The following is a 24,332-nucleotide window of genomic DNA, read 5'->3' as shown; positions in this document are numbered from 1 at the left end:
ATAATCCGCACGTCCTATTCACCTGCGCCAACCCAAAATTTGGGTAGATGTTCGATCCCTTGCTCCAGCCGCGACCCGAAGGGCTTTACTGTCCGGCGGGCGATTTCTTCATAGATCCGATGCTGCCGGTGGTGCAGGCCGTAGTGACACACGCGCATGGGGATCATGCGCGTTCGGGCAGCGGTCGGTATCAGGTTGCGTCGGCGGGTATTGGCCTGATGCGCGAGCGGCTGGTTCAGGACGCGCTGATCGATGCGCACGACTATGGCGAAACGTTTCGCATGGGCGAGGTCGAGGTCTCACTACATCCGGCCGGGCACGTGCTGGGTTCGGCGCAGGTGCGCATGGCCTACGGCGGGCGCGTGGTCGTGGTGTCGGGCGACTACAAGCGCGATCCTGATCCTACCTGCGTGCCGTTCGAATCGGTGCCATGCGATGTCTTTGTCACCGAGTCCACGTTTGGTTTGCCGGTGTACCGCTGGCCGCCGATGACGCAGGTGATTGACGACCTACTGGCGTGGTGGGACGACTGCGCGCAGAAACAAATTCCAGCTGTGCTGTTCTGCTACGCGCTGGGCAAAGCGCAGCGCATTCTGGCCGAGCTCGCCCTGCGCACCGAGCACACGGTGCATCTGCACGGCGCGATGCTTCGGCTGGTCGAAAGTTATCGTGAGGCCGGCGTGCGGATGGTGCCGACCGAACCGGCGAGCGAGTCGGCACGCGGCCGCGACTTTGCCGGTGAGTTGATTCTGGCGCCGCCCTCGGCCGCCGGCTCACCGTGGATGAAGCGCTTCAGCAAAGCCTCCACCGGCTTCGCCTCGGGGTGGATGCAGATACGCGGCAACCGCCGGCGCCGCGGCTACGATCGCGGCTTTGTGGTGTCCGATCACGCCGACTGGCCCGGCCTGATCCGCAGCGTTGAAGACAGCCGCGCCAGCCGCATCTACGTCACGCACGGCGATGGCGACACGCTGATTCGCCACCTGCGCGATCTCGGCCACGACGCGCAGTCGCTGCGCGTATTGCGCGGCACGGATAACGAGAGCGGCGGCTGATGCACCGCTTCGCCGCGCTGTACGCCGAACTTGATCGCACCGCCTCCACTCTGGCCAAGCGCGAGGCCATCGCCAGCTACCTCCGCGACGCCCCCGCGGGCGACGCCGCCTGGGCGGTGTACGTGCTCGGCGGCGGCAAGCTGCGCCGGCTGGCCACGTCAACCGAACTGCGTCAGGCGCTGGCCGCCAGCACCGGCTACGCCGACTGGCTGATCGACGAAAGCTATGAGCAGGTCGGCGATCTCGCCGAGACCATCGCGCTGATGCTGCCCGAAGGCGACGGCTCGCTGGCTGATGAGCCCTTGCAGACATGGATGGAACAACAGCTGCCAGCGCTGGCGAAACTGGAGAGCGCCGATCGCGTCGCGCAGCTGCAGGCCTGGTGGCGCGCGCTGCGTCCCGCGCAGGTATTTCTGCTCAACAAGCTGATCACCGGCTCGCTGCGCGTGGGCGTATCGCATCGTCTCGTGGTGCAGTCGATTGCGCAGTGGTCGGGCCAGCCGACCGACCTGATTGCCCATCGCATGAGCGGTCAGTGGAAACCCACCGCCGATGCGCTGACCGCGTTGACGCACGCCGCCGGCGATGACGAACATCTGGCCGATCGCCCCTACCCGTTCTTTCTCGCCTCGCCGCTGGAGCACGAAGTCGAAACGCTCGGCGACATGGCCGAATGGATGGCCGAATGGAAGTGGGACGGCATCCGCGCGCAGCTGATGCGCCGTGATGGCCACGTCGGCCTGTGGTCGCGCGGCGAGGAGCGTCTGGACGGCCGTTTCCCGGAAATCGAACTGGCGGTCGCAACGCTGAAGTCCGACGGAGTCATCGACGGCGAAATCCTTGCCTGGGATGCGGAAGAAAATTTGCCGCGCCCGTTCACCGCGCTGCAGAAACGCATCGGCAAATTGAAACCGGGCGCCAAGCTGCTCACCAGTGCACCCGTGTGTTTTATGGCCTATGACCTGCTTGAGTACAACGGCAGCGATCTGCGCGAACGGCCGCTGCGCGAACGCCGCGACATGCTCGCCGCACTGATCGAAGGCCTCGATCAGGCGCTGATGCTGTCGCCGCCCGTGGTCGCCGACTCATGGAGCGCGCTTACCGTCGAGCGCCAGCAGTCGCGCGAACGCCAGACCGAAGGCCTGATGCTGAAGCGGCTCGACTCACCGTATCGCGTGGGCCGCAAGCGCGGCGACTGGTGGAAGTGGAAAGTCGATCCGTACACGCTCGACGCCGTGCTGCTGTACGCGCAGCCGGGCCACGGCCGCCGCTCCGGCCTGTTTACCGATTACACCTTCGGCGTATGGGACGGCGACACGCTGGTGCCGGTGGCCAAGGCCTATTCGGGCCTCGACGACAAGGAGATCGGCCAGCTCGACCGCTGGATTCGCGCGCACACCACCGATCGTTTCGGTCCGGTGCGCGCGGTGGAAGCCACCCACGTGTTCGAGCTCGCGTTCGAAGCCGTGCAGCTTTCCAGCCGGCACAAATCCGGCGTGGCCACGCGCTTTCCACGCATCCTGCGCTGGCGCACCGACAAGGGCATAGCTGATGCCGACAAGCTCGACGACCTCCGCCGCCTGGCGTCGGGCTGAAGCCCGCCTGCGCGCGTGGTTCGCCACGCTCGATCGCAAGCCCGCGGCGTTTCAGCGCGCGGCGTGGAAGGCGTGGGCGGAAGGCCGCAACGGTTTGATCCACGCCCCCACCGGCACCGGCAAGACGCTGGCTGCGGTCGGCGGCCCACTGATCGACGCGGTGCTGAATCCGGCACGCGGCCTGCAGCTGCTGTGGATCACGCCGCTACGCTCGCTTGCGACGGATACGGCACAGCATCTGACCACCGCGGTCGAAGCGATGGAGCTGCCGTGGCGCGTGCTTCGCCGCACCGGCGACAGCAGCAGCGCCGAGCGCGCGCGACTGCGCCGCGGCGACTGCGAGCTGCTGGTGACCACCCCGGAAAGTCTAGCCCTGCTGCTGAGCTACCCCGATGTCGCCGAGCGCTTTCGCCATCTTCGCGGCGTGGTGGTGGACGAATGGCACGAGCTGATCGGCAACAAGCGCGGCACGCTGCTGCAGCTGGGCCTGTCGCGCCTGCGCGGGCTGAAACCCGAGCTGCGCGTGTGGGGCCTGTCGGCGACGCTAGGCAATCTCGACGAAGCGATGCAGACGCTGGCCGGCGACGGTGTGCTGATCGGCGGCAGTGACAACAAGAAAATCCAGATTCAGACCGCCCTGCCCGATGCCGGCGAACGCTTTCCATGGGCAGGCCATCTCGGACTGAAGCAGCTGGCATGTGTGCTGCGCGCCGTGCTCGACGTTCGCTCGGCGCTGGTGTTTGCCAACACCCGATCGCAGGCCGAGCTGTGGCACGAAGCGCTGGCCGCGGTGTGGCCCGAAGCGCCGGAAACGCTGGCCGTGCACCACGGCTCGATCGACCCCAAGCTGCGCTTTGCGGTGGAGGAAGGTTTGCGCCAGGGCACGCTGCGCTGCGTGGTGGCGACGTCGAGCCTCGACCTCGGCGTGGATTTTTCCAGCGTCGATCGGGTGATTCAGATCGGCAGCCCCAAAGGCGTAGCGCGGCTGCTGCAGCGCGCCGGCCGCAGCGGCCATTCGCCGGGACTGTCGTCGAAAATTCTCTGCGTACCCACACACTTGCTGGAGCTGGCCGAGATCGCGGCCGCGCGGCGTGCGCTGGCGGCCCACCATCTGGAGCCGCGGCATCCGCTGCGCGGCTGTCTCGACGTACTCGCTCAGCACATGCTGACGCGCGCGCTGGGCGGCGGGTTCCACGCCGACCAGGCGTATACCGAAGTGCGCTCCACGCGCGCCTATGCTCAACTGCCGCGCGCGCAGTTCGATGCCGTGCTGGCTTACCTGCAGCACGGCGGCACGGCGCTAGCCGGTTACCCCGAGTATCACAAGCTGCAGTGTGATTTGGACGGCCATTTTTACGTCGAGAGCAAGCGAGTGGCGCGGCTGCATCGGCTGTCCATCGGCACCATCACCGCCGACGGCAGCCTGCAGGTGCGCTATATGAAAGGGGCGCGGCTCGGTGCCGTCGAGGAAAGCTTTGTGTCGCGGCTGCGCCCCGGCGACCGCTTTCTGTTTGCCGGCAAGCATTTGGAGCTGGTGCGCGTGCGCGACATGACTGCCTACGTGCGCCAGGCCTCGAATCGCCAGGGCGGGGTGCCGCGCTGGATGGGTGGGCGCATGCCATTGTCCAACGAACTGTCGACCGAACTGCGCCGCACCTTGGCCGACGCCGACGCGCCCGAAGCCGAAATGCGCGCATTGCATCCGCTGCTGGCAATCCAGCGTGCGCAGTCGCGCCTGCCGGACGTCGACGAGGTGCTGATCGAACGCACGCATACGCGCGACGGCGAGCATCTCTTCGTCTACCCCTTCGCCGGCCGCTTGGCACACGAAGGCCTCGCCGCCGTACTCGGCTATCGGCTGGCGCAGATCGCCAAGGCGGACTACGGCTACGCGGTCAACGACTACGGCCTCGCCATCACCGCGCGCAAGCTGCCGGCGCTCGATGCCGAGACCATGCGTCAGCTGCTGCACCCTTGGGGCCTGCGCCGTGATATCCGCGCCAGCATCAACCTCACCGAACTGGCCCGGCGGCAGTTTCGCGAAGTGGCGCGCGTGGCTGGACTCGTGTTCAACGGCTACCCCGGCCAGGACAAGACGCTGCGCCAGCTGCAGGTGTCCAGCGGCCTGCTGTTCGACGTGCTGCGCCAGCACGATCCCGAGCATCCGCTGCTTTGGCAGGCCGAGCGCGAAGTGCTCGACCAGCAGCTTGACTATCCGCGCCTGCGCGACTGCCTGATCCGTATCGCGCGCGGCAAGATTCTCTACGTCGAGCCGCCGCGACTCACGCCGCTGTCGTTTCCGCTGTGGGTGGAACGCCTGCGCGGCGGCGTGCACGCGGACGACTGGAAAAGCCGCGTTGAACGCATGACTACTACACTCGAAGCGGCGGCTGGCCGATGAATGAACTACGCATCCGTATCGCCGGCGAAATGCTGACACTGCACAGCCAACGTGCATTATTTTGGTCGCGCAAGCGAATTCTATTCGTCGCCGACACACACTTCGGTAAAGGCGCCGTGCTGCGGCGCGCAGGTATGGCAGTGCCGACCGGTCAGACATTGGCAGATCTGATACGACTGGATGCCCTAATCGCGCATTACCAGCCAACGCGCCTCATCGTGCTCGGCGATTTGGTTCATGGCGTGACACCCGCGGATACCGCGTGGATCGGGCAGGTCAATGTATGGCGGCAACGCCATGCAATGGTTGAGATGAGTTTGATCGCCGGTAATCATGACCGCCATTTCAATGCGTGTGAACTGGGCTTCGACGTCATTGAGCATCAGTTAAAGCTCGAGTCGTTCACCCTGCGTCACGCACCGTGCAGTATTGCTGACAGCTACGTGCTGGCCGGACACGTGCACCCGGGTGTCGCGATAAAGGATGGTTGGCGACGTCATCGACTGCCGGCTTTCCGATTCGGACGCGGCTGTGGTCTTCTGCCCGCCTTCGGTGCGCTGACCGGTTTGCATCAGGTCCCCGTCGAACCCGGCGAGAAGGTCGTGGCCATCACGCCAGACGGGTTAATCGAATTGCCTATGCGTATGGATTAACCATTAACGCTTCATTCTTTGTCGCGCGTCAACCGCCCGCGTCCATCCTCCTTAACTCCGCCGTCCTTATTCTCATGGTCGGCGTTTTTCTTGTCGATGTCTCGTGCTGGGATGCCTCTCTGTGCGCCTGCAGGCCTGCTAGGCGCCTCCTCGCCATCGGGAATTCCATCGCCCGCTGGCGGCCGGTCTTTGCCGTTTTCATCGGGCTGGATTTGCTTATTCATGACGCGCTCCACATCGAGGTGGCGCCCAGTATTTCGTTATGCGCGTGCGGGCGACGTGCAGCCAATTCCGCGTGGCCACCACGCGCGCTTCACAGTGCGAGCGGTTAGCCGCGGTAGCGCCACACTGCCCATCGCTTCCCGTCGCCAAAAATCGGCGACGGCCCCATTGGCGTTCGCGGAGTATTTTCGAATGCGCTGGAGTAGACCAGGCGAGCGGCGGACAAATTGAGGGAAGCGATTGGCGCGGATGATTTGATAGGCTGCTCTTACTTTGAGGGCAGCGTAAATGAAGGTGTCGATCAAAACTTTTGGGACGGCCTTATTGATTTGCGTTTCGGGCGCTGCGTGCGCCCAAGATGCACCCACTCACATGCTCGCCTTCGAAGACAGTTCGTGCAGTGCATGGGCGGCTTCGGCGACGGACATAGACCTACGTGCGGCCTACCTCTTCTGGATCAGAGGCTACGTTTCTGGCTATAACGCCCGCAACCCGAAGCGGCAGCTCTACGGCGCTCAATTTCCAAACTTGGCTGCGCTAGCTCGATATGTTGACAAGTATTGCCATGATCATCCGTTCGATCCGTTCGTGGGTGCGGCACCGGCACTCATCGATGATCTCAACGCCGTTCAGTAGACTTCGTTAGTTCCCTCTCCGGCTTGGTGTTCTCGCCCGACAATGCAGGCCAGATCTCAGCGCGTGCGACCGCCAAATGGTCTAATTGCCAGCCGTTTTTCGAGATGCCCCGATGAATGCCCTGCCTGATTCCACCGTCGTCCGCGCTGACCCGGCATATACCCGGCCCACTGGCCGTGCGCTTGCCAAATGGAAGCGGCCAAGAACGTGGGTCTCCATCATGCTTTTGAGCATCAGTGCCAGCGTACTTTGCGCGCCGACTGCTCCGGCCCCTTTCTTTGATGGAGTCCTCCACGCCCGAAGTCCCCATGGGGTTTACACCGAAATCCGGTTCGAGCCACATCGCTTGGTTGCACAGGTGCATGGACCTCATATCTGTGTCTTGCATGCCCACCTTGTACACGGTGATCCGCACATCAGCCGTTATGCCATCGAGCCACCTCAGGGTGGACGCTTTTGCGATGAACTGGTCGACGGGGAAATCGTGATTCGTCCGCATTCGTCGAATGATGTGATGGCCGATTTTAGGTCGCCGCGGATGCGCTGGTCGGGGGAGTTTCGCCGCTTCACGCCGGACCGCTAAGCGAAATCGAGGTGCGTATCGCGACGTGTCAGTGATCCGCCTCAGAACGGGACCTCGCGGCATATCCACACGGCATCACCGACGCGCGATGGTGTAAAGCATCGTCAAATGCTGCGAAGAGCACTCGTCAACTGTCGGTCAATGGTGAACTTCTCTCGCTGTGTGTGACGAGCGACTGTTACATTTCTTGCATGCGTTTTCGGTGGGCGGCTTGCTTCGCACGATTTCCGCAAAAGGCGAACATCGCTCGCTACGGCAAACCGGAAGAAATACCCGAATTGATGGCTTTCCTTGTTTCGCCAGGTGCTAAGTGGCTCACTGGCAGCGCGCTACGAATGGATGGCGGTGAAGTAAAGGCGGTCTGACGGAGGCCGCATATGGCGACCGCATTATAAGTCTGATTGATATGCGCAACGGCACAGCCGCCCCCACCCCATCTAAGACCGTGCGGCGTCGCACGCTGAATCAAACGATGTCTACGTTGCCGTTTTATCGGCCTAGATGATTTCGTGATCGGTCGACGGAAGTTAGGATTTTTTGGGTCAGTTCCAGATCAAACTCATGCAGCCAACTGATCGATGAGCGCCCCTACGAAAGCGGGAATGTCATCGGGCTTGCGACTGGTAATCAACTGCCTATCTTGAACGACTTCACGGTCCTGCCAGGTGGCACCGGCGTTTTCTAAATCCGTGCGCAGCGAAGGCCATGAAGTCATCGTAGAACCCTTCACCAGCTCCGCGTCGATCAGCGTCCACGGGCCATGGCAGATCGCCGCGATCGGCTTGCCGGACTTATCGAAAGCCTTGATCAGTTCTATCGCTGACGGCTCAAGTCGAAGCTTGTCGGGATTCATTACACCACCGGGAAGCACTAGCGCATCGTAGTCCGACTCGTCTGCCTCAGATAACGCCACGTCAACTTCGACCGACTTGCCCCAATCTTTCTTGTCCCAGCCCTTGATCTGACTGGCACCACCCGGCGCGATCACACTGACCTCGGCTCCAGCCTCTTCAAGCAATCGCTTCGGTTCAGTCAGCTCCGATTGCTCGAAGCCGTCGGTCGCGAGAATGGCAATATGGCGGCCACTCAGTCGGAATGCATCGCTGCCCGATTTGTCAGAAGCTTTCTCTCTTGCGGCCGACTTCGCTACCGGCCGTTTCGTATCTGATGTGCTCATGGTGTTCTCCGTCGAGTAGAGCCAGCAGTTTGATCAACGAAACATGTACAGCACGTCGCTACACCGTGAGTGTGTGGTGATGCTGCGCTAGCAAGGCGAGCCGTGACTCAAGGGCGCTCTCTTCCCGATCGCTGCGCACGATTAAAAGCGGCTTGAAGGCCGCTTTTCTTTTGCCGAGCGATTACGCCGCACTATCACGATCTCTCGACCTCTCTCGGGCGAGAGTGCCACACCGCGGCGGCTCTGGGGACGACGAGCGCCAAGCGGTCAACCGTTCGCGCAAGAGGGAGACATCATGAACGAGACACATTCGACACCACCGCCTTCGTCCAAAGAAAAGGGAGGCATTGGCTACGTTCTCTTGTGGCTTATGGGCGTTCCCATTCCGTTGCTGATCTTATTTGCGCTGCTCAAGGGCTGCGCGTGAGCTGAAAGCACATCGCTTCAATCGCCCCACACAAGCCAAATCATCAGTTATCGGGAGAAGGATATGTCTTACTCACCCAGCGGCGACGCGGTCGCGTTGAAACACCCTGCTATGCGGTTCCGAGCAGTAATCGCCGGCTGGCTCGTTGCCACGGCAGCAGCGGGCTTGCTGTATGTCGCCGGTCTAGCCTTGGGCTTCGCGAGCTTCGACGCCTGGAACGCGGCCAACAGTGCAAAAGGCTTTGGCATTGGCACGGCAATCTGGATGATTGTTACGTGGGTCGCTGCACTCTTCCTGGGCGGTATGTTTGCCGCGTGGTTCGATGGACGCAATGACGACACCAGCGGCGCGTTGCATGGCGTGACGGTTTGGGGCCTATCCTTGACGGCGACTGCGCTGTGGCTTGCCATGGGCCTGGGTCATGCGATGTCCGGACACCATGGAGATGCACCTGGGCCCGGACCCGAGGGACATGGCGGACCTGCAATGACCCCCGCGGTCAGTGTGCTCGACGCAAATATTTCATATCAACTGACCGGACGCGAGCACGGTAATTCATCGCCGATCATCGCCGCCCTTCTCGCCGGCCAAGATGATGTCGCCTCCGCGTTGATGGCGGCAGATACCGGCACCAGCACCGGGGCGGCGGCTGCCTCCCTTCAAAAACTGACGCCCCAAATTGATGCCGCACGATCAGAATCAAAAATGGCGGCCGAAAAAGCAGCCCATTATCTCTCGCTGACCCTTTGGATTGCTTTCCTCAGCGGCTTCCTGTCCTTGTTGGCCGCTGCCGTCGGCGGTTGGCTTGGCGCTGGGCAAATCCATCGCGTTTACCACCTACGTAAGTATCCGGCGCGTCGCTTGCGCTAATGGGCTAGGGGTGGAGCGTAGAAAAGAAAAGGCCGGTCGTAATGATCGGCCTTTCTTTGGATGCTTCGCATGAAATCAGTGCTTTTTGGCTGCATCACGCTCTTTGTCTGCGGCTTTACCAGCGGCGTTCTGAACCTTGCCGGCGTTCTTCTCGATGTTGCCGGCCGCTTCTTTGGTTTTATTGCCAGTCACCTTGCCAATCCCTTCTTTAACGGCACCTTTGACTTCGTGCTTCGTGCCTTCGGTTCTATTCTTGTCCATCGTGCGGATCCTAGGAGTTGCCGCAACGTTGCGGCAACTTGTTATAGGCACGCGACAGTCGTGCTGACGTGAACTTTAGGCCAAAAAATGTCGATTTCTGGAAGCGGCAAATCACCGGCTTACTGTGTAACGATTGCAGCGCCGCTCTCCATCATGCGTCGCTATGCACGTCATTGTTCAATGGTCGATCCGCATCGCTGTTACGGACGATGTTTCCGTCGCAATGTGAGGTCCCGCTTAACCCGGATCTCGAGAAGCTTCTACGCCGACGTTTCGCTTCAGATCGCTCTTGGTTCGTTTGATCCGTTCGTCGGCGATCTCAATAACATCCAATCGATCACAATTTGGTACTAATCCAGTGACTCGGCATGACAAAATAATCGAGGCTAATATCTTCTCTTCCAATGCACTTTTAACCGGATGATGCAACGTGGACCATTGCCGGACCCCAGTCGGCCTTAGCGCTTGTCTGTGGTCACGCGCCATACGGTGTTGCCGACATCGTCCGCGATCAGTAAGGCACCTTCTTTATCCTGTACCAGCCCGACCGGCGCGCCGTAGAGCTTTGATTCGTCGTCCGAGTAGAAGCCCGTAACCACAGGCTGAGGAATGCCAACCGGCTTACCCTGCTGGAAGGCCACAAAGACGACGGCGTAACCGCTCAGTGGTGAGCGATCCCAGCTGCCATGTTCACTAATAAACGCACCGTTGTGATACTTACCCGGCAAGGCGTTGTTGCTAGACATCAGCAGACCCAGTGGGGCGACATGCGAGCCGATCGCGTAATCCGGCTTGATCGCCTTTTTGACGAGGTCCGGCCTCTGCGGCATCACACGGGTATCAACGTGCTGGCCGTAATAACCGTAGGGCCAGCCATAGAAGCCGCCTTCCTGGATGGCGGTTAGATAGTCCGGCACCAAGTCGGCACCGATCTCATCGCGTTCGTTGGCGATCGCCCAGAGCTTGCCGGTCTGCGGCTCCCACTGGAGCCCTGTCGGATTGCGTAGACCTGAGGCATAGATACGACTGGCGCCGGTAACGACATCAACCTCAAGCACATCAGCACGTCGATATTCCACCTCCAGCCCGTTCTCAGTGATGTTGCTGTTGGAGCCGATACCGACATACAACTTCTTGCCATCGGGACTCGCCAGCAGTGGCTTAGTCCAATGGTGATTGATCGTGTTCGGCAGGTCCGTGAACGCCTCGGCGGGTGTCGTTATCTGCGTTTCCCCCGTCATGTAGGGAAACTTCACAATGCCGTCGGTGTTGGCGACATAGAGAGAATCACCAATCAGCTGTACACCGAAGGGCGAGTTCAGATTCTCGAGAAAGATATGTTTCTCCCATTCGCCAGTTGCGCCGCTTTTGCGTAGAAGCGTGATTCTGTTGCCGCCCTTGGCACCTTTACCTGAGCGATTCTTGATTAGGCCGGCAATCCATTGCTTAGGCGTCGTTACCGGTTCCGTGCCAGGGCTATTGGATTCCACCACGAGTATGTCGTCGTTGGGGAGCACGTAGAGCTGGCGGGGGTGTTTCAAACCGCTGGCGATCTCTTCGATCTTCAATCCAGCCGCCACCTTAGGCGCCTGCCCTTGTTTCCAACCTACGCCGTCGGGAACTTGCATGGGTGGCTTCAGGAAGTTCTGAGCCTTGGGTAGTGAGGGATCACTGCCCGACTGCTGCGCCTGATTCAGTGACGCCTTTTCGTCGCACCCAGCCAGAATAGACACGAGTGCCAACGTGAGCACGCTGCGGTAGATGATCTTATTCACGGATGAAATCTCTCGGTGCGTCGCGCTGCAAAGCGATGACGATGTGGCCGATGGCTAGCAGGATGACGGTGCAGGCCGAGAGCCAGACGCCCTCGGGAATCACGCCGTAAGCATCGCGGCTATGCACGAATGCATTGAAGATCGCCGCGACAATGCCCAACAGGTTGAGCCAGAAGTCGAGCTTGTCGGAGCGCGTGGCAAAACCGCGAGGGGTCATCCAAACCTGCACTAGATTGATTAGACGCGGGATGACCGCAAACAGCAGGCCGATCGCGATGAGCCAGGCGGCACTTTTTCCCCACAGCACCACGGCCGTACGTGCATAGATGATGTCGAAGACTAACGCGGCGACAAAAAATCCGAACGGGATCGGATTGAGAAGTCCGTAGAGGGCTCTCACGACGACAGAGCGACGCGGTGCGGGGTGGGAGCTCATGGGCTGTTGCTCTCTATGAAGGGCGGAAAGTGCTACAGAAATTTTCTGGATAAAAAACTCAGCACGCTAGGCGCTTTGTTTCCTCTAGATCCAATCAAACGTCGCAATCATGGCTTGCTGCGATCAGAGTTTTTTCGCCATCGTCATATGTTGCTGGAGTGTGGGCAATGTCTGCGAAGCAAACGCCTTTAAATCGTCGTTCTTGCCCGCCGTGGCCTCTTTCTTGAAAAGCGCAATCGTCTCGCGGTGATCTTTCAACATCATGGCGCTATATGTTTTATCGAAGGCTGGGCCATTCAGCGTCTCAAGCTGCGCCAACTCCTTTTGTTGCATCGGCATAGGCGCGGTGGATGGCGTGAATCCATCCTTCTGAGCGATGGAGGAAAGCATGTCGCCAGCTTTGGTGTGGTCAGTCACCATGGTCGAGGCGAAGCTCTTAATGGCGGCGGACTGTGCGTGGGAATCAGCCAACTGGCTTGCCTGGATTTCTGTCATGCCTCCCGCCGATGCTTTGGCGACAAACATGGTGTCCTGCTTCGACGAAGCGGCTGCACCTGTCTGCGCCATTACTAAGGGGCTGAGCACCAAAGCGCCAACCGTCGCCAAGGTTCCCACTAGCTTATTTTTAATTTGCATTAGCATGTCTCCAGCATTATTTGAGATTGCATCGTGAGCGCGAGACCGTGATGGCTCAGTGTGGGTGGTCGATTAAAAACACCGCCTGGCAAACCGCCAAGACTTTGGGCATCGAATATCTAACGTCCGTCCCCGCCTATCGCTTAGCTTGTCTATATCGATCTAGCGAAGCGTTAGAACACTCATCACTGACCCCTCACAGGGCGTTCATTGCTTAAGTCGCGTAATGCATCGGCGCTTGTTGATAAAAGAGATTTAAGCGCAGGATAAAGCGATGCGGATGCGCCTCCGTACCGCCTCACTGAAGGCGCTTTCTCGGAGGATGAACCATGCATTCAATCAAACCAGTACTTCAATCGATGGCTATCTGTTGCGCTCTTATTTCGGGAGCGGCGTTTGCGCAATCGACGCCACCCACATCGCCACAAACACCCCCATCAACAACCAATGGCAGCATGCAGCAGGACTCAATGAAGAGCGGTAATTCGATGTCCAGCGATAGCATGAAAAAAGATAGCGCGAAGCCGATGAAACACAAAAAATCAACGAACCAGGGTTCCATGAGCAACGGTTCCATGAAAAGTGGCGATTCCATGAAATCCGATGATTCAATGAAGAGCAAGGATTCCATGGGCAATCCCACTTCAAGCAGCTCCACACATTGAGTGATTAAGGTGCGCAGGTACTGTGCATCGAAGCAAAAGGCGCTCTCGGGCGCCTTTCTATTTGCAGGAAATCTCGGCGCGCAGTCGCAGCGCCAAATTTTCATTTATTGACGCCCAAGCCGATTCAGTGATCTTCATTGTCGTCAAAACGATTGTCTCAACGCACGCTTGTCGGGACCATCAGTTGTCTGAAGTGTTTACAGGTTTCTGCATCAGCGTACGCAGGAATAGTCGGCAGTGCTGAGTTGGCGCAAAAAGCCCGACGCAGCTATTCGGTCGAGGGCAGATGCGGAGGTTACAGACGACTATCTCCGGACTGGCGCCGAAACAATCCTATGAACTTGAGTGAGCTGCTTAAATCAGGCATGCGGTGAGATGGCAGCCACAGGAGCACATCATGAAACCCGTTGCGTATTCAGTACACCCGATCTAAAAACAGCAAGAGCTGCGATGAATGCGGCGCGTGGGGCAAATATACCCGACAAGGATATTTCGCTCGTGGCCCGCGACGACATCGAGCTGGAAAAGATTCCCGACCACCGATTGACCGACCACCACGATTCTAGTCCCGGTGCCTTGCGTGGTGTGACGCTGGGCGTAGGCAGCGGCTTGCTGCTGGGTTTGATAGCCATAGCCGTGCCGCCGCTGGGATTGACTATCGCGGTTGTCGGCGCGATGGCTGTGGTCGGTGCGGCCATGGGCGCCTGGACCGGTGCACTGGTAGGAATGAATGTACCCGACTCCATCAGCCGCAAGTTTGAGGACGAAATCGCTTCCGGACGCATCCTGGTGGTACTTGATGGCGAGCAGGTTCCACTAGACGCGGCCACCTCAGCGATCGTCAGCACGGATGCGGTGGCACTGCCTTTCAGTACACCTACGGCAATGACCTGATCGTTTCGCTACTCGCCCGTTTGGCAATGGCAGACTCACTCAACCAGCTACTTCGCCACTAAGCTTTGAAGCATGAGTAGCAGACCTAGGATGCGGCATGAAAACATTTCGCCAGCATTGAGGAAAAGAGCTAAAGAATGTGGTGTCTTGGTTAATCGTTTGCTTTCAGGATTTTCTCGATATCCTCCAAGGTCGAGTTGGTAAGCGTCTTAGCAAATTCGCCGATGATGCGCTTGGTTGTTTCGACATGGAGCTGTGGCCGAATCTCGCCCAACGTCTTCGGGTCCGCAATCAAGAACAGATGCTCGAACTCTTGCTTTAGTGCATCCGCATTGAGGCGATGGACAAGTTGCTTAGCAAAGGTCGCTTCATCGTTCTGCTCAGGGCTTTCCTCAGGCGGCCGATGACCCGAGGGTCCTTGCCCCTGCTCGTCAATAGCTTCGAACTTCATGATGTCTTCCTGCATCAAGCGAAGTGCGTCTTGTTTGCCAACGTTTTTGAATAAGCGGGCATGCGTGCCATCGGCCACGACGACCCAAGTACCAGCGGGAATCCTGCGCATCGATATCTCCTTATGATTGGCGGCGCAGCAAAAGCGTTGCGCTACTTTCCCGACCTTAGCGATCGATGCGTGACAGCTTTGGTAACAGATCATCGCTAGTGAAAATCTCTCGACCGTGTGTCGAGCGATCCGAGTAAATGGGTCAGATCGTGCAAGTGATGAGCGATCAAGTGGCAAACGCCCTCCTGCACTTCCCACTGCCCGTCGATGGCCAGCAGTTGGGATTTCAGCAAGACGCGACGCTGCCGTTTGGCAATCGTGCGCCACACCACGACATTGACCATGCCGTGCTCGTCCTCGATGGGTCACGAAGGTAATCTCGCTGGCCGTTTGGGAACGTCGACGCATGGCCGCCGGCAATACACGCGGTCATGCTTTGCCATGAGAGCTCATAAACCGAACCACGCTCAGCGATTTTCAGAAGCTCAAAGGTGCATATATAGCTGGCACACGTCGAGATAAACGAGAATCGTCAGCTTATCGCGCCAATTTTCGTCATCGCCTGCCGTAATGACTCGAGCGCATACGGCTTAATCACGCGCGGCGCGTGCTGATAGCGCGCGGGAATATTCCTTTCGGCCGCGCCGGTTGCCACAATGTAAGGAATGCCGCGTTGCGTCAGAGTGTCGATTACCTCGTATGCCATCGCGCCACGAAGATCTAGGTCAACGATCGCCACGTCGCTGTCCGAGCTAATAGCGGCCCGTAATGCGCTATCGATATTACCTACGCAGGCTTCGACAACGAAGCCAAGTTGCATGACCGCATCGCTCAACGCGCCGGCAAGCAGAAAGTCATCTTCGCAGATGAAAACCTTTGGACTACGTATGCTCACATCGACACCGGTGACTTCATAAATTCAGTCTATCTTCAATATCGAGGTTTTAGTCAATATTTTTTTGCATCTCAGAATCGAGAACGTTAAACACTTATCAGCTTTTCCAGCGCCTGCATCAACGTATTCAGTCGAAAAGGTTTTTCGAGCTTGGTGTACTCAGAATAGGCTGGCGGCAATTGGTCAGGGTTATACCCGGTCAGCACACATACGGAGACCTGCAAAGAGTCCAACGACGGAAGCAGCGCCTCAGTAGTCGTGGTCGCAAGCCGATAATCGATCAATGCGATATTGGGCGTCGCGGTTTCCAGCAGCGCCAATGCCTCGCTCACCGTCGCCACTGGGCCAAGTACCCGATAGCCCTTCGATTCGAGAGCAAACTCGAGGGTAGTGGCGATCATCAGCTCATCTTCCACCACCATGACCAGTAGCTGCTGGTCATGGTTCACGGGGTGCTACCTTTATTCAAAGCAGCTTGGGCCAGACGGGGGATGTCTAGCGAAACTATCAGACCGTCCGGGGTGAAGTCCAACACGCTTTTGCCGTCGAGTTCATAGGCAAGCTGGCGTTCAATGAGGATCGAACCGAATCCGCGCCGCGTGGCCGGTACCACCGTAGGTCCACCCTTTTCCTGCCAGCGAACGGCGATGGCTGCATTCGGCGATTCCATAAGTTTCCAGCTCACCGCGACCATGCCTTCATCGTTGGAGAGCGCACCGTGCTTCAGTGCATTGGTCGCCAACTCGTGTACCACCATACCCAGCGCCAGCGCCTCGCGAGGTAGAAGTTTCACCGGTGGCCCAGTCAGCACATAACGGTTCGGACTGCCGATTACACTGAGTTCCTCGCGAAATAGCTCGCTGAGCGACATGTAAGACCAATCGGTTTCGGTGAGCAACTTGTACGTGCGCGCCATCGAATGCAATCGATCGAGAAAATGGTCGAGCGATCCGTCTGTGTTGGCCGATTGCAATGTCTGGGTCGCCATAGCACTCACCACGGCCAGCATGTTGCGCACGCGATGATTAAGCTCGCCAATCATCGTCTTGTGACGCGCGTCGGCCTCGGCAAGCGGAGTGATGTCGACAAACGTCATTACCACTCCGCCACGCTCATCAGCTGCGCCATAAGGAAGCAGCGACATCAGATAATGCCTTTGACTGTCCTTGCGACTGACGGATATTTCGGCGGGTTTTCCTTTCATCAATGCAGTTTGAAGGCTCTCCAGCATGTTGACGTCGCTCAGCTGATGTGACAGATCCGTAATCAGCCGACCGCGATCCGTGGGAATAAGCGTAAATATTTCGGTCGCCGCCGGAGTGAAGCTGCGAATCGCTAAATCCTTATCTAAAAAAACAGTAGCAATGCGCGTGCTCTCCAGCAAACCGCGCAGATCGGCATTAGATTGGTCCAGCGCCGCTACGTGATGGGACATCTCGGTGTTGATGGTCTGCATTTCCTCGTTCACAGACTGCAGTTCTTCCTTCGAGGTTTCTAACTCTTCGTTCGACGACTGCAGTTCCTCGTTGACCGACATCAACTCTTCGTTGGATACGCGTAGTTCTTCGATCGCCGTTTCGAACTCCTCGTAGGTCGACTGCAGTTGTTCGCGCGCGTCGTGTAGTTCGTGCTGTAGCTGTTCGGTGTTCTGCGAGTCGCCACGGAATGGCAGATCAGGCGGAGTGGTAACCGCGCCATGATCATGGAATAGCACTAGGTATAGAGGCGCATTGTCCTGATCAAACGGTTCAATACTTATCTGAATACGGCGCTGGCCCTCATCGGAATGCACCGCAGCTTCCGGCAGATGGACCAGTAATTGGGTTTCCACCGCTTCGTGTAGACCACGTCGAAGCAGCAGCCGAAGCTCTTTGCGCGCATTGTTCAACAGATTCTTGCTCGGCGCACCAGGTGCAAACTCGAGAAAGTTGCCGGTACGTCCGGAATAGAACAGTGCGTCCCCTTGTCCGTTGACCAGCACATACGGCGGTGCATGTGCCGTCAGAATGCGCGCCTCGATTTGCGTACGCAGCGACTTACTCGACATGTCATTCCAGCCTGTTTCGAAATGTCGAGGAATTGTGGGACCCAAGCCCTTCGCCAACAATGGCGCCGGCGCATGCGGCGTTGCGCTAGGCAACCGGCGAAAAACGCGGTGCTCGCGACTGATCGGCGTAAACAAAGTGCTGTGCCGGGTTGCGCCTTCAGCCACGCCGACGAATAAAAATCCCTCGGGCCGCAAGGCATAATGCAGAATCGGCAGGATGCGATCCTGAAATTCAGCGGCGAGATATATAAGCAGGTTGCGACAAGAGACTAGGTCAATGCGCGAAAACGGCGGGTCACGCAGTGCGTTGTGATCAGAAAAAGTGACTATCTCGCGCAACGACTTCTGAACCGTAAAGTAGCGGCGATCCTCGACGAAGAAGTTTCCACGACGCTCTGCGGTGACACCCTCTAGCAATACCGACGGGTAGCGGCCCTTGCGTGCGATGGCAAGCGCCCGCCCGTCAATATCCGAAGCAAACACGCGAATGTCTGGCGACTTGCGCCCTAAGCGCTGGGCATGTTCCAGCAACAGCATGCCAAGCGAGTAGGCCTCTTCACCGGTGGCACAGCCTGGCACCCAGACCCGTACTTCGTCGTTTTCACTCTTGCCTTCGAAAAGCAGTGGAACAATCTGCTGTTCGAGCATGGCGAACGCCGCAGAGTCACGAAAGAAACTGGTCACGCTGATCAACAGGTCGTGGAATAACAGTGTCACCTCCGTCGGCGTGTGCTTCAGGCAATCAAGATAGCTGTCCAGCGACTCGATCTGTAGCACCTGCATACGACGCTGCACACGACGGAAAAACGTATTTGATTTGTAACCACTGAAATCGTGACCGACCTGTATCTGCAGCAACGCGCATATTTCCTGACGAATACCATCGTTCAGCGCGTCCGACTTAGTCAGTCCGCTTCCCGATGCGTTTTCCATCGAAGCGATCAAGCTCGACAGCCGTGTCGCGATATCTTCCACCGGCAGTTGTAGATCGACGACTCCTGTTGCCATTGCGCTTCGCGGCATACCGGAAAACATCGGCACTGACCCATCCTCGCCCTGCGCAATCGTCAAACCGCCTCGCTCCTTGATCGCTTTCAGTCCCAGCGCACCATCGGCCCCGGTGCCCGATAACACCACGCCGATGGCGTTTTCCGCATAGTCTTCCGCCAACGAATTGAACAATCGATCCACTGCTGAAGGGAGCCGCTCAATGACATTGATCGGTGAAAGCTGCAACTTTTTGTCCTTGACCGAAAGCACCTGCCCTGGGGTTATGACGTAGATCGTGCCCGTTTCAATCGGCATATCCTGTTCGGCGCGCAGAACACGCAGCGTCGTTCGTCGTGAAAGGATCTCTGGCAGTTGGCTTTCACGGTGCGCGGAAAGATGCATGGCGATTACGAAGGCAACATTGACATCGAGTAGCGCCGCATCAAAACGCCCGTGATCGAAAAAGCCACTCAATGCCTCGACGCCACCGGCAGAGGCACCAATTCCAACGACCACGGTGGCGGAACTGATCGATGGGGTCGATATAGACATGAAGTCCTTAGGGATTGACTGCGCGGTTTATTCGATAGTGAATTTGGTAGCTACCACATCGATGTTACGGCACTACACACCCTTTGCCGCGAAGATCGTGCGAATACAACAAGTTGTTTATAGAGTTTGTTTGGGCCTCGCTGATTCGGATTCGGATTCGGCGAATGCTTTTTCAGACGTTGATTCCAATCTATTTGATGACGTCTATCTCGATGAGGCCACCGCAGCGCAGGCTGCCATCACGCTTTGCCGACATTTTTCGATTTAGTTTCGCACTTCGGCCTGCTACTGCGGCGCCATCGAATCCCCCGCTCTCATGCCGGAATTTAAATGGCCCGCTCTCTCGAGGTATCTGTAAATCGCTTGAGAAGTTTTGGAGCGTTTATAGCAGCAACAGTATTTCTCGTGACGGGATGCGCGCCTGCGGTGAGGCCAGCGGCCTTCACGCCACGCGACGAGGTTCCTCTGGCTGGTCTGCCCACCGGTCTGCGAGGTTGGCCCCAGTCCTCTTGGTGGAAAATATACAACGACCACCAACTGGACCGGTTAGTCGATCTGGCCATGAGAGGAGCGCCCGATCTTGAGGTGGCTGAAGCACGTTATCGAAGCGCCGAACGCGCCATTGACGTACAGAGAGCCCAGCTAAATCCGCAAGCAAAAGGATATGTTGACGCGGCTCATGGATATAGTGACGCCGGTTTGCAAGGACAGGTTCCAAGCCCAGGCGGATCAGGGACGAACCAAGGCATTCAACTGAAGCCCGGCAGCAGCTATAGCAACACGGGCGTTGCCGCCGCATTGCTAACCTGGGATCTGGACCTTTGGGGCAAGCAAAAGGCCGCAGTCGCTGCAGCGGTAGGTCAGGCCAATGCCGCTAGAGCAGATCGAGCCACGGCGGAAAATTCCTTGCAGTACAACCTGGTCTCCACTTACTTCAATTGGCAGGCGACGCAGGCAAGACTTGCGGTCGCGGGCGAATCGGAAAGATCGGCAACTACCTATAGAACACTGGTAGAAGCGCGTGTACACGCCGGCCTAGACGATCCGCAACTGCTCGACACGGCGGATTCTCAACTCGCACAACAAAGGGGCAATGTTGCGATGCTTTCCGGGTCGAGCGAACTCGACATTGCTCAGATGGCCGCCATTGCAGGCGTTTCGCCTCAGGAAATAGGCCATCTTCGCGCCCTGCCCTTACCTGCAGTAAGCAGCCAACTGCCGGGCGGTGCGCGGCTCGGACTCATTGCGCGACGTCCGGACATTGTTTCGGCGCGATGGCAAATCGAAGCCGCTGCGCACGGCATCGACGAAGCTCGTGCTGCCTATTATCCCGATGTCAGCCTGATGGGTCTGGGAGGCTATCTGCGAGCCTATCCCAACTTGGGTTCGGGCACGCGAACCGATTTGACATTGGGCAGCATCGGGCCGTCTATCTCATTGCCCATCTTTTCGGGTGGCCGATTGAAAGCCGAATTTGAAACGAGTCAGGTGCAACTCGATACCGCGGTGGCCAACTACAACCGAGCCGTTGTGCAAGCCGCGCACGACGTAGCCCAGCAAATTCTCACGCTCCAGCAACTCGACGCGGAGCGCGTCCAACAAGATCGTGAATTGCTAGACAGCTCATCACAACTTCGTCGTACCGGCCAGCGGCGCAAAGAAGGCATTGAAGATGATCGCACCTATCTGAACGCACAAATGCAACGAGACCAGAAAATCGACGCGCAACTTCAGCTGCAAGGTCAACAGCTGGCGACTGATCTCTCCCTGATTCATGCCTTGGGCGGCGGCTATCGCGCCGACTATGTGCCTCCCGTAACTGCTGTCGCGAAGGACAATTCACGATGACAATGGCCGACGACGACGACACAAAGGGCGGACCTGACAGCGACGCGCCGCCGCAGCAATATCGATATCGCTTCAAGTATTTGCACAAATACGGCGACGCAGCGCCGGGTTCTGATGGCCACGGTGAAACTGACGCCCAGCAGCCAGAAGACGATCCGGCCAAAGGCGATTCGAACGAGAACGATGTGGGAGACGGTAAGGAAGCCGACGACAAGAAGGACGACGACAAAAATAAAGATGGTGACGGCGACAAGAAAAAAAGCCCGGAAGAAAAGCGCAAGGAGAAGAAAAAGAAGATCTTGGTGATGTCGATCATTGCGGCAGTTTTCGTGCTGGCCGCGCTGACATGGCTGCTGCTCTATATCTTCGTTTTCAGTCAGCGTGAAACGACCGACGATTCCTACGTCAAAGGCGACATGGTGACGATCTCTTCGCGCGTCGCCGGTACCGTCGTGGAATTCACGGCTGAGGAGACCGATCGCGTGCACGCCGGTCAGGTGCTTGTTCGGCTCGATCCGGCCGATGCCGAGGTGGCTTTGATGAATGCGCAAGGTCAGCTTGCGCAGGCCGTTCGGGAAGCCGAGACAAACATTCAAAAGGCCAAAGAGGCCGATGCCGCCGTCGCTCAGCGCCGAGCGCAATACCAGAACCAGCGCGACGACTACGCGCGGCGACATCCTCTCCTCGATCTGCACGCCGTGGCCAAAGAAGACGTTGACAACAGTCGCAAGCAGACCGAAGCCGCTCTCGCGGCCCTGCAGCAGGCACAGAGCCAGGCGGCCGGTGCGCATGCGCAGGTCGACGGCGTCGAAGTCCGTGATGTACCTGCGGTTGTTCAAGCACGATCATCATTCCGCAACGCCTGGATCAACAGCGGTCGTAACGCCATCGTGTCACCCATCGACGGTTATGCGGCACGTCGCCAAGTGCAAGTGGGTCAGCGTGTGCAGGCTGGGCAAGATCTTCTGACGATCGTCCCGCTTTCCGATCTTTGGGTAGACGCCAATTTCAAGGAGACCCAACTTGAACATATCCGCATCGGCCAGCCAGTAAAGATCACCACGGATATCTATTCGGACATGACCTACCACGGCAAGGTGGTGGGGTTAAACGCTGGCACGGGTAGCGCGTTTTCGTTGCTGCCCGCCGAAAACGCGACGGGTAACTGGATCAAAGTGGTACAGCGATTGCCCGTGCGAATTGCGCTGAATCCAGATGATCTTAGACGCCATCCGTTGCGGATCGGCTTATCCGCCGACGTGAATGTCGATACCCATGACCGAGATGGCAGCGTACTGGTTACTCAAACCCGTGAAAAACCGCTTGCCAGCACGGACGTATACGAGCGTGAGGTAAAGAATGCCGACTCCCACGCCGAAGCCATCATTCGGGCAAACATGATTCCGACACCGCCGTCCAGCACCGCAGCAGATCGTTCCGACCGTAATCGCTGAACCGTGGCCAAGCCATCCTCTCAAACAAGCAACGCAAAGCCTCTGGCCGGAGGTGCGCTTGTTTTACTAACCGCGGCGGTCGCGCTGGCTACCTTCATGGAGGTGCTGGACATCTCTATCGTCAATGTGTCTGTGTACACGATTTCCGGAAACCTTGGCGTAAGTCGTACCGAGGGTACGATTGCCATCAGCGCCTACTCCATGGCCAGTGCTGTCATGCAGCCGTTGACGGGATGGATAGCGAAACGATTTGGCGAGGTGCGGACGTTCTGTATTTCCATTTTACTTTTTGCGGTCTTTTCGATCATGTGCGGCTTGTCCGTGAGCATGCCCATGCTGATAGTGTTTCGCCTTTTGCAGGGCGCCGTTTCCGGTCCCATGGTTCCGCTTTCACAAACGCTTTTGCTGAACAACTATCCGGTCGCCAGACGTTCGATAGCCATGGCACTGTGGGCGATGACTGTCGTGGTCGCACCCGTCTTCGGGCCCATTCTCGGCGGATGGATTACGGACAACTACAGTTGGTCGTGGATCTTTTTTATCAACGTTCCCGTAGGCCTATTTGCCGTCACAGTTACATTTTTCTTATTACGTGGTCGGGAAAGCAAGACATCCCGCATCCCTATCGATGGGTTGGGACTCTTTCTGCTCGCCGTCGGCATCGGGTGCCTTCAATTCATGCTCGACAACGGCAACGATTACGACTGGTTTTCGTCAAACATGATATTGACGCTTGGCATCGTCGCGGCGGTTTGTTTGACGTTTCTGATTGCGTGGGAATTGATGCATGACAATCCCGTGATCAATCTCAAATTATTCAAACAACGTAACTTCACTGTGGGCGTGACTTGTCTGTCATTAGGCATGTTCGCCTTTTTTGGGGGTACCGTCGTGTTGCCGACCTGGGTCCAAGAGGTCATGAATTACACAGCGACTTGGGCAGGTTTTGCCGTGGCCCCGGTTGGTCTTCTGGCCATCTTTCTGTCACCGCTAGTTGGCGTTTTCCAGAACAAAGTTGATCTGCGAATACTCAATTCAGTCGGCTTTGCGATCTTCTGTGCATGTTCGTTCTGGATGGCGGGCTTCGACACGAACGCCTCTTATTGGCATCTGGCAATGCCTCGACTGGTCATGGGCGCAGGCATCGCGCTGTTTTTTGTACCAGTCAATCAAATCATTCTCTCTGGCTTGCCCGATAGCGAAGTTGCGAGTGCCTCGGGCATGGCAAATTTTTTCCGCACAATCGCCAGCAGCGTTGCCACTGCTGTCAGCACCACGATGTATACCCAGCGCAGCACGTATCACCACTCAATCCTGACAGCGAACATCGACGCTGGCAGTCGAACGACGATGGAATACTTGGATAAGCTCAAGCCGCTCGGGCTGCAGGGTCAAACCGCCGCCGCTGCCATGAATCAAGTGGTCAACATGCAGGCCGCCACTCTAGCCGTCAATGATGTTTTCTGGGTGTTTGGGTTGATCTTCGGTGTCGCGATGATTGTAATCTGGTTTGCCAAGCCACCGTTCAATTCCGGTGGCCCGGGCGGCTAATCGTAGGAACGATTCGCTAACTTAAATCGCCAGCGCGATAACACGCCGAAATTAAGCGTCATCGATTCCAAAGTTTGGGCTCTTAGTGGACTTCCTAATTGTCGTTATCGCTTCGTCTGATCATGTACACGTTCACGCCGCGCTCGCTCCCATGCGACATCCCCTTCATGCGCGCTACTCAATGATGTAGGCGATGTCCGCACCAAG

Annotated in this window: 24 protein-coding genes; 12 read left to right on the top strand and 12 right to left on the bottom strand. The window is 57.9% G+C overall.

What is annotated here, in order from left to right:
* Positions 1–47: 47 nt before the first annotated feature.
* The 4 genes from HDE80_RS20000 to pdeM are packed head-to-tail and all read left to right on the top strand — an operon-like array spanning position 48 to position 5,704.
* Complete coding sequence (locus HDE80_RS20000) at positions 48–1,055, top strand: ligase-associated DNA damage response exonuclease (protein WP_184673783.1); 1,008 nt, start codon at positions 48–50, stop codon at positions 1,053–1,055.
* Complete coding sequence (locus HDE80_RS19995; protein WP_184673782.1) at positions 1,055–2,650, top strand: ATP-dependent DNA ligase; 1,596 nt, start codon at positions 1,055–1,057, stop codon at positions 2,648–2,650. Before HDE80_RS20000 ends, HDE80_RS19995 begins: the two co-directional genes overlap by 1 nt.
* A complete protein-coding gene (locus HDE80_RS19990) occupies positions 2,607–5,051 on the top strand; it encodes a ligase-associated DNA damage response DEXH box helicase (protein WP_184673781.1) in 2,445 nt (814 codons plus the stop codon). Before HDE80_RS19995 ends, HDE80_RS19990 begins: the two co-directional genes overlap by 44 nt.
* Positions 5,048–5,704 carry a ligase-associated DNA damage response endonuclease PdeM gene (gene pdeM / locus HDE80_RS19985; protein WP_255484000.1) on the top strand — a complete coding sequence of 219 codons (657 nt, stop codon included), beginning with the start codon at positions 5,048–5,050 and terminating at the stop codon, positions 5,702–5,704. The genes HDE80_RS19990 and pdeM overlap by 4 nt, the downstream gene beginning before the upstream one ends.
* A gap of 11 nt (positions 5,705–5,715) precedes the next feature.
* Here the strand turns inward: pdeM and HDE80_RS19980 are convergent, their stop codons facing one another.
* The gene (locus tag HDE80_RS19980) at positions 5,716–5,928 is read right to left on the bottom strand and encodes a hypothetical protein (protein WP_184673779.1); all 213 of its coding nucleotides are present in this window, start codon (positions 5,926–5,928) and stop codon (positions 5,716–5,718) included.
* 286 nt (positions 5,929–6,214) lie between these two features.
* Here HDE80_RS19980 and HDE80_RS19975 point away from each other — a divergent pair, with 286 nt between their 5' ends.
* Positions 6,215–6,562, top strand: a complete 348-nt coding sequence (locus HDE80_RS19975; protein ID WP_184673778.1) for a hypothetical protein — start codon at positions 6,215–6,217, stop codon at positions 6,560–6,562.
* A gap of 112 nt (positions 6,563–6,674) precedes the next feature.
* The gene (locus HDE80_RS19970; protein ID WP_184673777.1) at positions 6,675–7,145 is read left to right on the top strand and encodes a hypothetical protein; all 471 of its coding nucleotides are present in this window, start codon (positions 6,675–6,677) and stop codon (positions 7,143–7,145) included.
* A gap of 559 nt (positions 7,146–7,704) precedes the next feature.
* Here the strand turns inward: HDE80_RS19970 and HDE80_RS19960 are convergent.
* A complete protein-coding gene (locus HDE80_RS19960; RefSeq protein WP_184673776.1) occupies positions 7,705–8,322 on the bottom strand; it encodes a type 1 glutamine amidotransferase domain-containing protein in 618 nt (205 codons plus the stop codon).
* Between the two features lie 295 nt (positions 8,323–8,617).
* Here HDE80_RS19960 and HDE80_RS22290 point away from each other — a divergent pair, with 295 nt between their 5' ends.
* Positions 8,618–8,749: a hypothetical protein gene (locus HDE80_RS22290; RefSeq protein ID WP_255483997.1), complete on the top strand. Its 132-nt coding sequence runs from the start codon at positions 8,618–8,620 to the stop codon at positions 8,747–8,749.
* A gap of 165 nt (positions 8,750–8,914) precedes the next feature.
* Complete coding sequence (locus tag HDE80_RS19955; protein ID WP_255483996.1) at positions 8,915–9,619, top strand: hypothetical protein; 705 nt, start codon at positions 8,915–8,917, stop codon at positions 9,617–9,619.
* 75 nt (positions 9,620–9,694) lie between these two features.
* Here HDE80_RS19955 and HDE80_RS19950 read toward each other — a convergent pair whose 3' ends face one another.
* The 5 genes from HDE80_RS19950 to HDE80_RS19930 all read right to left on the bottom strand — a co-directional run bounded on the left by HDE80_RS19950 (position 9,695) and on the right by HDE80_RS19930 (position 13,496).
* A complete protein-coding gene (locus HDE80_RS19950) occupies positions 9,695–9,880 on the bottom strand; it encodes a CsbD family protein (protein ID WP_184673772.1) in 186 nt (61 codons plus the stop codon).
* 458 nt (positions 9,881–10,338) lie between these two features.
* On the bottom strand, positions 10,339–11,655 hold the full coding sequence (locus HDE80_RS19945; RefSeq protein ID WP_184673770.1) for a sorbosone dehydrogenase family protein: 1,317 nt from the start codon (positions 11,653–11,655) through the stop codon (positions 10,339–10,341).
* Positions 11,648–12,091 carry a hypothetical protein gene (locus HDE80_RS19940; RefSeq protein WP_184673768.1) on the bottom strand — a complete coding sequence of 148 codons (444 nt, stop codon included), beginning with the start codon at positions 12,089–12,091 and terminating at the stop codon, positions 11,648–11,650. The genes HDE80_RS19945 and HDE80_RS19940 overlap by 8 nt, the downstream gene beginning before the upstream one ends.
* A 123-nt stretch (positions 12,092–12,214) precedes the next feature.
* Positions 12,215–12,727, bottom strand: a complete 513-nt coding sequence (locus tag HDE80_RS19935; protein ID WP_184673766.1) for a DUF4142 domain-containing protein — start codon at positions 12,725–12,727, stop codon at positions 12,215–12,217.
* Positions 12,728–13,079: 352 nt separating this feature from the next.
* Positions 13,080–13,496, bottom strand: a complete 417-nt coding sequence (locus tag HDE80_RS19930) for a hypothetical protein (RefSeq protein WP_184673764.1) — start codon at positions 13,494–13,496, stop codon at positions 13,080–13,082.
* 346 nt (positions 13,497–13,842) lie between these two features.
* Between HDE80_RS19930 and HDE80_RS19925 the strand changes: the two genes are divergently transcribed.
* Entirely contained in the window at positions 13,843–14,286 is a 444-nt protein-coding gene (locus HDE80_RS19925; protein ID WP_255483994.1) for a hypothetical protein, read from the top strand.
* 151 nt (positions 14,287–14,437) lie between these two features.
* Here HDE80_RS19925 and HDE80_RS19920 read toward each other — a convergent pair whose 3' ends face one another.
* The 5 genes from HDE80_RS19920 to HDE80_RS19900 form a co-directional block, all read right to left on the bottom strand.
* Positions 14,438–14,848 (bottom strand): host attachment family protein, encoded by a 411-nt coding sequence (locus HDE80_RS19920; protein WP_184673760.1) that lies wholly within the window; start codon positions 14,846–14,848, stop codon positions 14,438–14,440.
* Between the two features lie 95 nt (positions 14,849–14,943).
* Positions 14,944–15,132, bottom strand: coding sequence for a hypothetical protein (locus HDE80_RS19915; RefSeq protein WP_184673758.1), 189 nt, complete (start codon positions 15,130–15,132; stop codon positions 14,944–14,946).
* 188 nt (positions 15,133–15,320) lie between these two features.
* Positions 15,321–15,608 carry a hypothetical protein gene (locus HDE80_RS19910; RefSeq protein WP_221437735.1) on the bottom strand — a complete coding sequence of 96 codons (288 nt, stop codon included), beginning with the start codon at positions 15,606–15,608 and terminating at the stop codon, positions 15,321–15,323.
* A gap of 161 nt (positions 15,609–15,769) precedes the next feature.
* On the bottom strand, positions 15,770–16,132 hold the full coding sequence (locus HDE80_RS19905; RefSeq protein ID WP_184673754.1) for a response regulator: 363 nt from the start codon (positions 16,130–16,132) through the stop codon (positions 15,770–15,772).
* Positions 16,129–19,272: a chemotaxis protein CheB gene (locus HDE80_RS19900; RefSeq protein WP_184673752.1), complete on the bottom strand. Its 3,144-nt coding sequence runs from the start codon at positions 19,270–19,272 to the stop codon at positions 16,129–16,131. Before HDE80_RS19900 ends, HDE80_RS19905 begins: the two co-directional genes overlap by 4 nt.
* A gap of 330 nt (positions 19,273–19,602) precedes the next feature.
* On the opposite strand from HDE80_RS19900, the gene HDE80_RS19895 reads away from it, so the two are divergent.
* Genes HDE80_RS19895 through HDE80_RS19885 form a run of 3 tightly spaced genes read left to right on the top strand, consistent with a single transcriptional unit; the run spans position 19,603 to position 24,125 of the window.
* Positions 19,603–21,120 carry an efflux transporter outer membrane subunit gene (locus tag HDE80_RS19895; protein ID WP_184673750.1) on the top strand — a complete coding sequence of 506 codons (1,518 nt, stop codon included), beginning with the start codon at positions 19,603–19,605 and terminating at the stop codon, positions 21,118–21,120.
* A complete protein-coding gene (locus tag HDE80_RS19890; RefSeq protein ID WP_184673748.1) occupies positions 21,117–22,574 on the top strand; it encodes an efflux RND transporter periplasmic adaptor subunit in 1,458 nt (485 codons plus the stop codon). Before HDE80_RS19895 ends, HDE80_RS19890 begins: the two co-directional genes overlap by 4 nt.
* A gap of 3 nt (positions 22,575–22,577) precedes the next feature.
* On the top strand, positions 22,578–24,125 hold the full coding sequence (locus HDE80_RS19885; protein WP_345776483.1) for a DHA2 family efflux MFS transporter permease subunit: 1,548 nt from the start codon (positions 22,578–22,580) through the stop codon (positions 24,123–24,125).
* Positions 24,126–24,332 lie beyond the last annotated feature (207 nt).

Source organism: Rhodanobacter sp. A1T4, assembly GCF_014207185.1.
In the GTDB taxonomy this organism is placed as follows: Bacteria; Pseudomonadota; Gammaproteobacteria; order Xanthomonadales; family Rhodanobacteraceae; genus Rhodanobacter.
This window is presented reverse-complemented; position numbering and strand designations above follow the sequence as displayed.